This window comes from Streptomyces sp. NPDC111606 (genome assembly GCF_055656945.1).
Genome location: NZ_JBVKBY010000008.1, coordinates 269799 through 282600 on the forward strand (window position 1 = coordinate 269799; position 12802 = coordinate 282600).

At 68.3% G+C, this 12802-nt stretch carries 11 protein-coding genes; 5 read left to right on the plus strand and 6 right to left on the minus strand.

Going from position 1 to position 12802, the window contains the following annotated elements; all coding sequences use genetic code 11:
• Positions 1-93: 93 nt before the first annotated feature.
• Positions 94-1431, minus strand: a complete 1338-nt coding sequence (locus ACZ7M7_RS28060; RefSeq protein WP_472121370.1) for an MATE family efflux transporter — start codon at positions 1429-1431, stop codon at positions 94-96.
• 460 nt (positions 1432-1891) lie between these two features.
• On the opposite strand from ACZ7M7_RS28060, the gene dnaB reads away from it, so the two are divergent.
• Together dnaB and ACZ7M7_RS28070 are read left to right on the plus strand one after the other, a co-directional pair.
• Positions 1892-3370, plus strand: coding sequence for a replicative DNA helicase (gene dnaB, locus ACZ7M7_RS28065; RefSeq protein ID WP_369272149.1), 1479 nt, complete (start codon positions 1892-1894; stop codon positions 3368-3370).
• Between the two features lie 76 nt (positions 3371-3446).
• Positions 3447-4838 carry a serine hydrolase domain-containing protein gene (locus ACZ7M7_RS28070; RefSeq protein WP_472121373.1) on the plus strand — a complete coding sequence of 464 codons (1392 nt, stop codon included), beginning with the start codon at positions 3447-3449 and terminating at the stop codon, positions 4836-4838.
• 48 nt (positions 4839-4886) lie between these two features.
• On the opposite strand, the gene ACZ7M7_RS28075 is transcribed toward ACZ7M7_RS28070, so the two are convergent.
• Both ACZ7M7_RS28075 and ACZ7M7_RS28080 read right to left on the minus strand, forming a co-directional pair.
• A complete protein-coding gene (locus ACZ7M7_RS28075) occupies positions 4887-5339 on the minus strand; it encodes a GNAT family N-acetyltransferase (RefSeq protein ID WP_472121375.1) in 453 nt (150 codons plus the stop codon).
• A gap of 23 nt (positions 5340-5362) precedes the next feature.
• The gene (locus ACZ7M7_RS28080; protein WP_383608253.1) at positions 5363-5821 is read right to left on the minus strand and encodes a MarR family winged helix-turn-helix transcriptional regulator; all 459 of its coding nucleotides are present in this window, start codon (positions 5819-5821) and stop codon (positions 5363-5365) included.
• 140 nt (positions 5822-5961) lie between these two features.
• On the opposite strand from ACZ7M7_RS28080, the gene ACZ7M7_RS28085 reads away from it, so the two are divergent.
• Positions 5962-7191 (plus strand): MFS transporter, encoded by a 1230-nt coding sequence (locus ACZ7M7_RS28085; RefSeq protein ID WP_472121378.1) that lies wholly within the window; start codon positions 5962-5964, stop codon positions 7189-7191.
• Positions 7192-7301: 110 nt separating this feature from the next.
• On the plus strand, positions 7302-7724 hold the full coding sequence (locus ACZ7M7_RS28090) for a GlcG/HbpS family heme-binding protein (RefSeq protein ID WP_472121381.1): 423 nt from the start codon (positions 7302-7304) through the stop codon (positions 7722-7724).
• Positions 7725-7852: 128 nt separating this feature from the next.
• Here ACZ7M7_RS28090 and ACZ7M7_RS28095 read toward each other — a convergent pair whose 3' ends face one another.
• Entirely contained in the window at positions 7853-8719 is an 867-nt protein-coding gene (locus ACZ7M7_RS28095) for a GNAT family N-acetyltransferase (RefSeq protein WP_451167535.1), read from the minus strand.
• Between the two features lie 659 nt (positions 8720-9378).
• Between ACZ7M7_RS28095 and ACZ7M7_RS28100 the strand changes: the two genes are divergently transcribed.
• On the plus strand, positions 9379-11148 hold the full coding sequence (locus tag ACZ7M7_RS28100; protein WP_472121385.1) for a globin domain-containing protein: 1770 nt from the start codon (positions 9379-9381) through the stop codon (positions 11146-11148).
• Between the two features lie 33 nt (positions 11149-11181).
• Here the strand turns inward: ACZ7M7_RS28100 and ACZ7M7_RS28105 are convergent, their stop codons facing one another.
• Both ACZ7M7_RS28105 and ACZ7M7_RS28110 read right to left on the minus strand, forming a co-directional pair.
• On the minus strand, positions 11182-11664 hold the full coding sequence (locus ACZ7M7_RS28105) for an NUDIX domain-containing protein (RefSeq protein WP_383608243.1): 483 nt from the start codon (positions 11662-11664) through the stop codon (positions 11182-11184).
• 111 nt (positions 11665-11775) lie between these two features.
• A complete protein-coding gene (locus ACZ7M7_RS28110) occupies positions 11776-12681 on the minus strand; it encodes a LysR family transcriptional regulator (RefSeq protein WP_383608241.1) in 906 nt (301 codons plus the stop codon).
• Positions 12682-12802: the final 121 nt, after the last annotated feature.

Genomic DNA, 12802 nt, shown 5'->3' on the forward strand with positions numbered 1-12802 from the left:
GCTGGGTACGGCCCCTCATCTGTGCAGTGGGTCAGATCGAGCCCGTTTCACGTGAAACAGCGTGTTTCACGTGAAACATTCAGTGCGTCGCATTCAGCGCGTCGCGCCCGTGACGAGCCAGCGGCCTGAGCGGGTGCGTGTCCAGAGCGTCAGCATGCGCACCGCCATCATCAGTGTCATGGCTGCCCAGACTGCGGTGAGGCCACCGCCGACCGCGAGGATGAGCAGTGCTACCGGAGTGAATACCGCCAGGGTGAGCACCATGGCCCAGGCGAGGTAGGGGCCGTCGCCTGCTCCCATCAGGACGCCGTCCAGGACGAAGACGACGCCGCAGATCGGCTGGGAGAGCGCCACTACGAGCAGGGCGGGCAGGGCTGTGTTCTGGACGGCCGTGTCGCTGGTGAACAACGGCAGGAAGAGCGGCCGGGCGATCACCACGAGCAGCCCGAGGACGACGCCTGCTGCGATGCCCCACTCCACTATGCGGCGGCAGACGGCTTGGGCGCCCTCGGCGTCGTCGGCCCCGAGGTACCGCCCGATGATTGCCTGCCCGGCTATGGCGATGGCGTCCAGGGCGAAGGCGAGCAGGCTCCACAGCGACAGGATGATCTGGTGCGCTGCGATGTCCGCGTCCCCGAGGCGGGCCGCGACGGCCGTCGCAATCATCAGGATGGCCCGCAGTGAGAGGGTGCGGACCAGCAGCGGCACTCCGGCTTGTGCGGAGGCCCTTATGCCGACCGTGTCGGGGCGCAGCGAGGCGCCGTGCTCACGAGCCCCGCGGACCACGACTATGAGATAGACCGCAGCCATGCCCCACTGAGCGATGACCGTGCCCCAGGCGGAGCCTGCGATACCTAGGTCGGCGCCGTAGACGAGGCCGACGTTCAGGACGGCATTGGCGACGAAGCCGGCGACAGCGACATAGAGAGGAGTCTTGGTGTTCTGGAGTCCACGGAGAACGCCGGTGGCGGCAAGTACGACGAGCATGGCCGGGATGCCGAGTGCCGAGATCCGTAGATAGGTGGTCGCGTACGGGGCTGCTGTGTCCGAGGCGCCGAAGAGTTCCACGAGAAACGGTGCCGTGGGCAGGACGACCGCGATGACGGCGGCGCCGAGGAGGAGGGCCAGCCAGATACCGTCCATGCCCTGGCGGATGGCGGCTTGAAGGTCGCCGGCGCCGACGCGTCGGGCAACGGCCGCTGTGGTGGCGTAGGCGAGGAAGACGAAGACGCTGACGGCCGTCATGAGGAGGGCGGAAGCGACCCCGAGCCCGGCCAGCTGTGCTGTGCCGAGATGGCCGACGATCGCGCTGTCGGCGATGACGAAGAGGGGCTCGGCGACGAGTGCGCCGAAGGCCGGGACGGCCAGTGCGACGATCTCTCGGTCGTGCTGTCGCCGGGCGGCCTTGGGGGTCGCGGGAGCCTGTGTCATGGCCACCAATCTAATCGTCCACAGGTAAGAGATGCAATGGACCACTGACCCTTACTTGCCAACTCGTGGTGTGTGCTCTCGCGCACCGTTCGAAGCGATCTTGGTCCGACTGGGGAAGTTTTTCTTCTGCACAGCCCGTGGATGGCAAAGTGGCAGGTCAGAGGCGCTGATTGAGATTTCGTGGGGGCTTGTTCACAGGGCTGTCCACCGTGTCGTGCACAGGTTTTGTGGAGTTCTCCACAGCATCCGGGCCGTCGTCCACATGGCCTGTGGATAACCAGATTGGCTGACGGTGCCTGCAGGCCTACCGTGGTCCGGCGCCCACTCCGTCCGTCGTCCCGGGAAACCGCCGTACAACCGACGTGCCAGGACCGGAGCTGGGCCTCTCATTTGTCAGTGCCGTGCCGTAGAACAGAGGGGCACGGCGAGGTCCGCTCGGCGGACGGGAGGAGGCTGCTCGGTGAGCATTTCCGAGCCCTTGGACGACCCGTGGGCCGACAGCGGCCCCAGTGATCGTCTGCCTGCTTCCCGCCGACAGGGCGACGGCGGCCGAGGACGTGACGAGCAGCACGATCGCGGCCGGGACAACGGTCAGTGGGACGGTGGTGGTTCGGCCTTCGAGCGGGTGCCGCCACAGGACCTCGACGCCGAGCAGTCCGTCCTCGGCGGCATGCTCCTGTCCAAGGACGCCATCGCCGATGTCGTCGAGGTCATCAAGGGCCACGACTTCTACAAGCCCGCCCACGAGACGATCTTCCAGGCGATCCTCGACGTCTATGCCAAGGGTGAGCCGGCCGACCCCATCACCATCGCCGCCGAGCTCACCAAGCGCGGCGAGATCAACAAGGTCGGGGGCGCCTCCTATCTCCACACCCTCGTCCAGACGGTACCGACGGCGGCGAACGCCGAGTACTACGCGGAGATCGTTCACGAGCGAGCCGTTCTGCGCCGCCTGGTCGAGGCCGGTACCCGCATCACGCAGATGGGATACGCGGCCGACGACGACGTCGACGAGATCGTCAACCGCGCCCAGGCCGAGATCTACGCGGTCACCGAGCAACGGACCAGCGAGGACTATCTGCCGCTCGGCGACATCATGGAGGGCGCGCTCGACGAGATCGAGGCGATCGGCTCCCGTACCGGCGAGATGACGGGTGTGCCCACCGGGTTCACGGACCTCGACTCGCTCACCAACGGCCTGCACCCGGGTCAGATGGTCGTCATCGCGGCGCGTCCCGCGATGGGTAAGTCCACGCTCGCACTGGACTTCGCGCGGGCGGCGTCGATCAAGCACAACCTGGCCAGCGTCATCTTCTCCCTGGAAATGGGGCGCAACGAGATCGCGATGCGTCTGTTGTCGGCCGAGGCGCGCGTGGCGCTGCATCACATGCGTTCCGGCACGATGACGGACGAGGACTGGACCCGCCTGGCGCGGCGGATGCCCGAGGTCTCGGCGGCACCGCTTTACATCGACGACTCCCCGAACCTGTCGATGATGGAGATCCGTGCGAAGTGCCGTCGCCTGAAGCAGCGCAACGACATCAAGCTCGTGATCATCGACTATCTGCAGCTGATGCAGGCCGGCGGTTCGAAGCGTTCCGAGAGCCGTCAGCAGGAGGTCTCGGACATGTCCCGTAACCTCAAGCTCCTGGCCAAGGAGCTGGAGGTCCCGGTGATCGCGCTCTCGCAGCTCAACCGTGGCCCCGAGCAGCGCACGGACAAGAAGCCGATGGTGTCCGACCTGCGTGAGTCCGGCTCCATCGAGCAGGACGCCGACATGGTGATCCTGCTGCACCGCGAGGACGCCTACGAGAAGGAGTCGCCCCGCGCGGGCGAGGCGGACATCATCGTGGGCAAGCACCGTAACGGCCCGACGGCCACGATCACGGTCGCCTTCCAGGGGCACTACTCACGATTCGTGGACATGGCGCAGACCTGATCGGGGCCCGCACGGGGATGGTGAGCTTCGAGGTTATGCGCTCGACTCCCGTTGCCCGACGGGGTGGACTGGGGCCATGACGACACCTCCGGAAGATCTGCTCCCTGCCACGCGTCGAGCGCTGCTGCATCGCATCGCAATGGCCCAGGCCGAAGGACGCACGCCCTCGTTGGTCGCCGCGGTCGTACGGGACGGTCGGGCGGTGTGGCACGGCTCGCGAACCTCGGTGGACGGGCACGGGCCGGACGAGAACGTGCAGTACCGCATCGGCTCCATCACCAAGACCTTCACCGCCGTTCTCGTCCTGCGACTGCGCGACGAAGGTCTGTTGGCCCTCGGGGACCGGCTGGAGAAGCACCTGCCGGGCACGGCAGCGGGGGAGGCCACGATCGCCGAGCTGCTCGCGCACACCAGCGGGCTGGCGGCCGAGACGCCTGGACCCTGGTGGGAGCGGACCCCTGGATCACTGCGTCCCGAGCTCTCCGACGTCCTGGGCGAGCACCCCTTCCTGCATCCGTCCGGCCGCCGGTTCCACTACTCGAACCCCGGCTACACGTTGCTGGGCGCTCTGGTCGAGAAGCTGCGCGACGCTCCGTGGGAGGACGTACTCAGGCGCGAAGTGCTCGACCCCTTGGGCCTGACCCGGACGACTACACGACCGCAGGCACCGCATGCCGGTGGCTGGGCGGTCCATCCCTGGGCCGACGTGATGCTTCCCGAGCCTCTCGAAGACCTCGGTCGGATGGCTCCGGCCGGTCAACTCTGGTCGACAACAGGTGACTTGGCGAACTTCGCCGCGTTCCTGATCAAGGGCGATGACCGTGTGCTGAGCACCGAGTCGCTGCGGGAGATGAGGACGCCGGCGGCACCGTCGGAGGCGGCGGATGTGGCGAGTGGGTACGCGTACTGCCTGGGACTGGAGATCCGGCAGCATGGCGGCAGGACCTTCATTGGGCACTCGGGATCCCTGCCGGGCTTCCTCGCCTCACTCACTGTCAGCGTGGAGGACGATCTCGCAGCCATCGTGCTGACCAACTGCACGTCCGGCCCGCTGCTGTTCACGGTTGCCGCCGACCTCGTCCGGATCGTCGCCGAAGCCGAGCCCCGCATCCCCGAGCCGTGGCGTCCGATGACCGAGGCCGACGTCGTGTCCCTGGAGCTGGCCGGTCAGTGGTACTGGGGGACACACGCCTTCGCGCTGCGGCTGACGGCCGACGGGCTGCTCTCCTTGGAGCCCCTGTCGGGCAACGGCCGCCGCTCGCGGTTCCGAGCCAACGGTGACGGCACATGGACGGGACTGGAGGGCTACTACGCCGGCGAGCTCCTGAGGGCCGTACGACGCCCTGACGGGACCGTGGACCACCTGGACCTCGGGTCGTTCGTCTTCACGCGTCAGCCGTACGACGAGGGGGCTGCTGTGCCGGGCGGTGTGGATCCGGACGGGTGGCGGGGGACCGGCACGGTCTGACGGTTCGGGTGAGCGCCTGTTTCACGTGAAACAGGCGCTCCGGCATGGTCACAGCTGGATCTTGAAGCCCAAGTGCGAGGCCGTGAAGCCGAGCCGCTCATAGAAGCGGTGGGCGTCGGTACGGGACTTGTCGGTGGTCAGCTGTACCAACTGGCAGTTCTGACGCCGGGATTCGGCGACCGCCCACTCGATGAGATGCGTACCCAGGCCGCTGCCGCGCTCGTCGGCGTGGATGCGTACGCCTTCGATGATGGATCGGGTCGCGCCCATCCGGGAGAGCCCGGGAATGATCGTGAGCTGGAGCGTGCCGATGACGCGGCCTTCGCGGACGGCGACGACCAGATGCTGGTTCGGATCGGCGCTGAGCCGCTCCAGGGCGTCCAGGTAAGGGGCCAGGTTGTCCGGTGACTCACGCTGTGCACCCAGCGGGTCGTCCGCGAGCATGCCGACGATCGCGGGGACGTCATCGGCGACGGCGGCTCGTATCTCAAGATCTCCCATGCCCGCACCCTATGCGGGCGGGCTCAGACGGGGATACGAAGCGTCTCGACGGCCCTGACGAGGGGGGCCAGCTCGGGATTGGTCGCGGCCTTGTCGAGGGCTTGGCGCAGGGCCTTGTCGTTGGTGGGCCGTGCCTCGTCCAGGAGCGCCAGGCCTGCTTCGGTGACGTCGGTGTAGATGCCGCGGCGGTCGGTGGGGCAGAGGTAGCGGGAGAGCAGGCCGCGGTCCTCGAGCCGGGTGACGAGCCGGGTGGTGGCGCTCTGGCTGAGGACGACGGCGTCGGCGACCTGCTTCATCTGCAGGTGGCCGCCTTCGCCGCTGTGCTGGCGGCTGAGCACATCGAGTAGGGAGTACTCCCGCACGCTCAGGTCGTGCCCGGTCTGCAGGGCGCGCTCGATGTGCGCCTCGATCCTCCCGTGCAGCAGGGAGAGAGCGCACCAGCCCTGGGCGAGCGCGGTGAGCGCGGGGTCTGTCGCTGTCATGGCGTTTCCTCCGTCCAGGAGTGGCTGAAGCCAGAGTAGAGCAGGTTCGCAATAGTCTGCGCTTGCAAGTATGACGCGTCTGCAAGTATTGTCATCAAACGTAAAGCGCTCCTGCAATTTTCTGGAAGGTGCACTCCTTCATGCCTCTCGCGCTTCTGGCCCTTGCGATCGGGGCCTTCGGAATCGGCACGACCGAATTCGTGATCATGGGTTTGCTGCCCGAGGTCGCGGGCGACTTCGGGGTCACCATCCCCACCGCCGGGCTTCTGGTGACCGGCTACGCCCTCGGCGTGGTCCTCGGCGCTCCCCTGATGACCGTGCTCGGCACCAAGGTCTCCCGCAAGCGGATGCTGATGCTGCTGATGGGACTGTTCATCGCCGGCAACCTGCTGTCCGCTCTCGCTCCCAGCTTCTCCGTCATGCTGATCGGGCGTGTGGTCGCTTCGCTCGCCCACGGTGCCTTCTTCGGCATCGGCTCGGTCGTCGCGGCCGATCTGGTCGCCCCGAACAAGAAGGCCGGCGCCATCGCGATGATGTTCACCGGTCTGACCGTCGCGAATGTGGTCGGCGTCCCGCTGGGCACGTTCGTCGGGCAGTCCGCCGGCTGGCGGGTCACCTTCGGCATCGTCGCCGCCCTCGGGGTGGTCGGCCTGGCCGGGATCGCCAAGCTCGTCCCCGACATGCCCAAGCCCCAGGGCGTACATCTGCGCCATGAGCTGGCCGCGTTCAAGAACGCCCAGGTCCTGCTCGCCATGGCGATGACGGTCCTCGGCTTCGGCGGTGTCTTCGCAGCCATCACCTACATCGCGCCGATGATGACCCATGTCGGCGGCTTCGCAGACGGCTCCGTCACCTGGTTGCTGGTCCTCTTCGGGCTCGGCATGGTCGGTGGCAACCTGATCGGTGGCAAGTACGCCGACCGCGCGCTGATGCCGATGCTGTACGTCTCCCTGGGCGCCCTCGCCGTCGTGCTCGCGCTCTTCACGCTCACGGTGCACAACAAGGTCCTCGCGGCCGTCACCATCGCGCTGATCGGCGCCCTGGGCTTCGCCACGGTGCCCCCGCTCCAGAAGCGGGTCCTCGACCAGGCACACGGCGCCCCGACGCTGGCCTCGGCCGTGAACATCGGCGCCTTCAACCTTGGCAACGCCCTCGCCGCCTGGCTCGGCGGCATGGTCATCGCGGCCGGCTACGGCTACACGTCCCCCAACTGGGTGGGCGCCGCCCTCGCCGCGGCCGCACTGCTGCTCGCGTTCCTCTCGGCCGCGCTGGAGCGCCGTGACGGAGCATCCGCCGGCACTGCCGTCACGAGCACCGAGCCCACCGAGCCCACCGAGCCCGCCGGGCAGCGAGCCGTCGTACACAACTGAGCCGACCCGTGTGCGGGGTCAGGGCCGCCCCCGCACATCCGGTCCCGTGACAGCCCACGCCAGCACTTCAACACCACACCTTCGCACCACACATCAGGGAGAACCCCCCCATGAGCACCACCAGCGCCGTCACGCCCCTGACGACCCAGGACGCCGACCTCCTCGTCGCCACCGCCCACCGTGCCGCCGAGGCCGCCGGAGTGACCGTCAGCGTCACCGTCCTCGATGCCGGAGGCCACCTGCTCGGGTTCCGGCGGGACTACCGAGCTGTGCTGATCTCCGGGGAGACCAGCACCCGCAAGGCCTACACGGCACTTCAGCTCAACGCTCCCACCGCCGATCTCGTCGAGGCCGTACAGCCGGGTGGCCCGTTCCACACCCTGCCCACCGCGCTGGACCGGCCGCTGCTGTTCATCGCGGGTGGTGTGCCGGTCCATCGGGACGGCCGGCTGATCGGCGCGATCGGCGTGGGCGGCGGTGCGCCCGAGCAGGACCACCAATTCGCGACGGCCGCGATCGAGGCACTTGCCTGACGGCACACCGCATCAGCGGGACACGCCGTCAAGGCATCCCACCAGCAAGGACACGCCGGTTCCCGACGGGGACCGGCGTGTTCCATGACCGCCTCAGCTCGCAGCTCCGAAGCTCGTAGTCGACTACCTCAGCCCGCCGCCACCGTCACCGGAGCGAACCGCCGGGTCCAATCGCCGGGCAGCTCCGAGATGCCGTACGTCATCACCGAGTTGAAGGCGACGGACGCCAGACCGTGCTCCTTGGCCCAGCTGAGCAGTTCCTCATGGCGTACGTCGATGTCGGTGCGCAGTGGGCGGTCGGTGTGGGTGGCCAGGGAAGCGATGAGCGCCTTCGCGGTCTCCGTGTCGCGGGCAACCAGTGGGCCCACGACCTGCGTGTCCATGTTGGGCCAGGCGCCCGCGTATCCGATGAGCCGGCCGTTCTCCTCGGCGACGCGCAACCGGTCGGTGAAGGCGGGGAGCCGCGTGATGATGTGCGTGCGATCCGTGCCGAACACCTCCTCGTCGAGCCGGACCATCGCGCTGAGGTCCTCGGCGGTGGCCGCGCGCGTGGCGACTGAGGGCCCCGCAGTATCGGCCCTGAAGTGCCCGCGCAGCATTTCCGCCCGGCCGGTGACCTTGAAGCCGATTTCCTCGTAGAGCCCTTGGCCGTTCGGCGTCGCGTGCAGAGTCAGGGGTGTCGTGCCCATCAAGGAGACGACGTGACGCATGAGCCGACGCCCGACGCCCTGGCGCGCATGACGCTCGGCGACCAGGACCATGCCAATGGCCCCCAGATCGGGGCGGTCCCGCGGTCCGTAGTCCGTGACGACACAGGCGCTGACCAGCCCGCCGGCGGGGTCGTCGATCCCGTAGCCCTTCCCGGCTGTCAGGAGAAACTGCCACTTGTGTTCCTCACGGGGCCAGCCCCGATCCTCGGACAAGTCGGCGCAGGCGGTGAGGTCGCGAGGCGTCAGACGGCGGATGGGCAGAGCGGCGAGGGAAGGAGTCGGCACGCAGGTCAGGCTGTCTGACTACTGCCCTGGTCGTCCAGCCGTTTCCGGTGAGACGTACGAGCTTTTGGCCATGTCATGGCCCGCCGCACGGCCCGCCGATGGACGCTGGGTGTTTCACGTGAAACATGGACGAACGGCGAGCATCCATGAAGTGCGTCGGGAGGGCCATTCAACGCGGACTGCCATCCGGCCTGGACTCGCGACCGGCTCTTACATAGGGATGGATCTGCGGGAAGCCTATGAATTGGTGCGCAGCAGCCGGTAATTGAAGGAATTGCCCGTTCGTCCCCTCGCCCAATTCGTGAGGGAGCAAGGGGGGACTTGTGATCGGGGCAGCGGCCGGTATGGTCGAGTCCGGTTCGTGTCCGAGCCGTGATGCGGACTGTCGACGCGGACCGAGCGCAAGGCAAGGCAGCGTAACGGGACGGAGAGATCAAAGACCCGCATTCTCGGTTATGCGGCCTGGGCGTCCACACGCAGTGGGATGCTGCGGTGAGAGTACTGCGGCCAATGTCACACTCTCGCCTTACTTGTCCGTACTGAGTGTGAATACGGGTTGAATGTGGCCGTATTGATCGCGGCAACGAACGGGGCCAAGCAAGCCGTCGCGGGGGAAGCAGGCACCTTCCGATAGGGGAAGTGCGCAGACCGACCGAAAGATGTTCGAGGCGAGGCACACCATGGACGCTCCGACCACCACGTCGGCCGACAACGGCACTTCCGGCGGCGGGGGCGGCTGGTTCACGCCCCGCAAGCAGCCGGAGACTTCTCCGGGCCCTGAACAGGAGGCGGCAGAGGGCAGCCGCCTGGCGGCGATGCGCCCGGTGGGCCGGACGACGGCAGGCGACGGCCCGGCCCCGCCGCCCCAGAGCACCACACAGCCCCCCACGACGGCCGGCCCACCACAGCCCGCCGCGACGGCGCCTCCGCCCGGGCCCACCCTTGCGGACGTCGGCTCCCGTCTCGCGGCACCAGGCCCCGCAGCTCCGGGCCCTGCCGGCCGCCCGTACGCGGAACGTGGGGCACCAGCCCCGATACCGACGCCTCATGCGACCGCCCCCAGCCACATGCAGCCCACACCGTCGACGCCCGCCCACACCCCGTACTCAGGCCAAGCCCGGCAAGCCTCGGCTCAAGCCCCGCAAGCCACCGCTCAGGCCGTGCACGCCGCCGCCCAAGGCACCGCAGCCCGCACGGAGATGCAGGCCGCCCAGGCGACCACACCACGGCCGGACACACCGGGCCCCGCCCCTGTCGCATCGCCCTCGCCCCAATTGCGCGTACCGAGCCAGCGCCCCGCCCCGGCCCAACCCGTCTCCCCGGACGCCGTCCTGATCCGCCGGACCATGGCCGAGGTCGGCCCCGTGGCCGACAAGGTCACCTCCTACTTCTACGCGCTGCTCTTCGTACGCCATCCCGATCTGCGTTCCCTCTTCCCGGCGGCGATGGACACCCAGCGGGACCGGCTGCTGAAGGCGCTGCTCACCGCGGCCGAGCACATCGACAACACCCCTGTCCTCGTCGACTACCTGCAGAACCTGGGCCGCGGACACCGCAAGTACGGCACCCGGCCCGAGCACTACCCGGCCGTCGGCGAGTGCCTCATCGGCGCGCTGAGCAAGTACGCCGCCGGAATCTGGGACGGCGAGATGGAGGCCGCCTGGATCCGGGCGTACACGACGATCTCGCAGGTCATGATCGACGCCGCGGCGGCGGACGAACTGCGCGCCCCCGCCTGGTGGTACGCGGAGGTCGTCTCGCACGACCTCAGAACCTCGGACGTCGCGGTTCTCACCGTCCGCCCCGACCAGCCGTATCCCTTCCTCGCCGGGCAGTACACGAGCGTGGAGACACCCTGGTGGCCCAGGATCTGGCGGCACTACTCCTTCGCCTCGGCGGCCCGCTCGGACGGTCTGCTGACCTTCCATGTGAAGGCGGTGCCCGCGGGCTGGGTCTCCAACGCGCTGGTGCACCGCGCGCGGCCGGGAGACATCATCCGGCTCGGCCCGCCGGCCGGTTCGATGACCGTGGACCACACCACCGACAGCGGCCTGCTCTGCGTGGGCGGAGGCACCGGCATAGCGCCCATCAAGGCACTGGTCGAGGACGTCGCCGAGCACGGCGAACGGCGATCGGTCGAGGTCTTCTACGGCGCCCGCACCAACCAGGACCTGTACGACATCGACACGATGCTCCGCCTCCAGCAGTCCCACCCCTGGCTGCATGTCCGCCCGGTGGTGGACCGGCATGGCCTGCTCCAGCTTCCCGAAGCCATACGCGAGTACGGGCCGTGGACCGAGTACGACGCCTATGTCTCGGGACCGCCCGGCATGATCCGCAGCGGTGTCGACGCCCTGAGGGGCATCGGCATGCCGTTCGAGCGCATACGCCATGACTCTGTGGAGGAGCTCGTCACCGCCGGGGACTGACGAGCCTCGCCACGGCGGAGATCTGCCGTCGGATCAGCCCAGATCGGGGGCGTGCATGGCACGGACGCCCTCGATGTTCCCGTCGAGGTAGTGCCGCAGTGACAGTGGTACGAGGTGGACGGAAGCGATCCCGACCCGGGTGAACGGCACGCGCACGATCTCGTACTCGCCGATGGGTTCGTCCACTTCGGGCCCGTGCCGCAAGGACGTGTCCATGGACTCCAGGCGGCACACGAAGAAGTGCTGCACCTTCACTCCGGTCGCTCCGCCGTCCTCGCCGATGTGCTCGACGGTGTCGACGAAGCAGGGCACGACATCGACGATCTTGGCGCCGAGCTCCTCGTACACCTCGCGGTGCAGGGCGTCGACGACGGTCGCGTCCGTCGGCTCGACCCCGCCACCTGGTGTGAGCCAGTAGGGATCGATGCCGGGCTTGGTGCGCTTGATCAGGATCAGGGCGTCGCCGTCCAGCAGAACGGCGCGGGCGGTGCGCTTGACCACGGGTCGGACGGTCATGGGAGAAATGTGGCCCGGCTGGTTCCACGTGAAACATCGCGAATCGTCACCGGCCGAGCTCATGGTGTGAGCGCCTCTGATGCGCCCCCGGATTCGCCCTGAATGCCCGGCTCAGGCCCAGCCGGAAGCCGCCCGCAGAAGCCATTCATGGGCCCGCGCGACATGCGGCATTGCCAGTGTGCCGGTACGCACCACCAGGAAGTACGTCCGCAGCGGTGGCACCGGCGGATCATGCAGGGCGACGACATCGCCGCGCTCCAGGGCGGCCGCGCACAGATAGCGGGGCAACACCGCCAGCCCTGCCCCCGCGACCGCGCAGGCGAGGACCGCTCGAAGGTCGGGGACGATCACGGTGCCCGGGGCGGCGGGACGGCAGTCGTAGACCGAAGCCCAGTAGCGGGAGACGAAGGGCAGGGACTCGTGCACCTCCACCACCGGGACGTCCTCCAGCGCGTGCGCTCCCTTGTGGCGCAGCTGCCCCGAGCCGATCCGGTCGACCCATTGGGGCGCGGCGACCAGCACGTGCATCTCGTCGCAGAGCGTCGTCGCCGTGAGCAGACCGCCGCGCGGACGGGCCGTACTGATGGCCAGATCATGATGTCCGGCAGCCAGCCCCTCGAGGGTCTCCTCGGCGTTTCCGAAGGACGCGCGCAGAGCGAAGCCCTGGCCTTCTTCGCCGGTCAGCTCGGTGAGCGCGGGCAGGGCCCGCTCGGCGGTGAACTCAGGAGGGCCGGCGAGGTGCAGGGATCGTAAGGAGGACTCGTCGTCAAGACCGGTCTCTGTGATCTCCACCAGGGCGTCGAGATGAGGTGCGGCCTTGTGGGCGAGTTCGTCGCCGATGGTCGTCGGCGTCACTCCGCGGGCCTGCCGCAGGAAGAGGGGGCGGCCCAACTGCCGTTCCAGGGTGCGGATCTGCGAGGTCACGGCCGGCTGCGACAGGCCGAGCAGGGCGGCGGCGCGGGTGAAGGAACCAGCCCGGTGCACGGTCACAAAAGTGCGCAACAAGGCCAGGTCCATGCCACACCCTCCCCTTCCCCGCCCTTCTCTCCATCCCCAGGGCAGGGCCTAACTATAAATAAGTCGATAGGTCGCTGTCGCTACTGTGATTGGACACTGACAGACAGTCAACTAGCCTTGT

Bases quoted from the DNA above. Each gene is read 5' to 3' on its own strand.
- ACZ7M7_RS28075 (WP_472121375.1), bottom strand. From the start codon at position 5,339: ATGGGAGATCTTGAGATACGAGCCGCCGTCGCCGATGACGTCCCCGCG.
- ACZ7M7_RS28060 (WP_472121370.1), bottom strand. From the start codon at position 1,431: ATGACACAGGCTCCCGCGACCCCCAAGGCCGCCCGGCGACAGCACGAC.
- ACZ7M7_RS28100 (WP_472121385.1), top strand. From the start codon at position 9,379: ATGTTCGAGGCGAGGCACACCATGGACGCTCCGACCACCACGTCGGCC.
- ACZ7M7_RS28070 (WP_472121373.1), top strand. From the start codon at position 3,447: ATGACGACACCTCCGGAAGATCTGCTCCCTGCCACGCGTCGAGCGCTG.
- ACZ7M7_RS28105 (WP_383608243.1), bottom strand. From the start codon at position 11,664: ATGACCGTCCGACCCGTGGTCAAGCGCACCGCCCGCGCCGTTCTGCTG.
- ACZ7M7_RS28110 (WP_383608241.1), bottom strand. From the start codon at position 12,681: ATGGACCTGGCCTTGTTGCGCACTTTTGTGACCGTGCACCGGGCTGGT.
- ACZ7M7_RS28080 (WP_383608253.1), bottom strand. From the start codon at position 5,821: ATGACAGCGACAGACCCCGCGCTCACCGCGCTCGCCCAGGGCTGGTGC.
- ACZ7M7_RS28090 (WP_472121381.1), top strand. From the start codon at position 7,302: ATGAGCACCACCAGCGCCGTCACGCCCCTGACGACCCAGGACGCCGAC.
- ACZ7M7_RS28085 (WP_472121378.1), top strand. From the start codon at position 5,962: ATGCCTCTCGCGCTTCTGGCCCTTGCGATCGGGGCCTTCGGAATCGGC.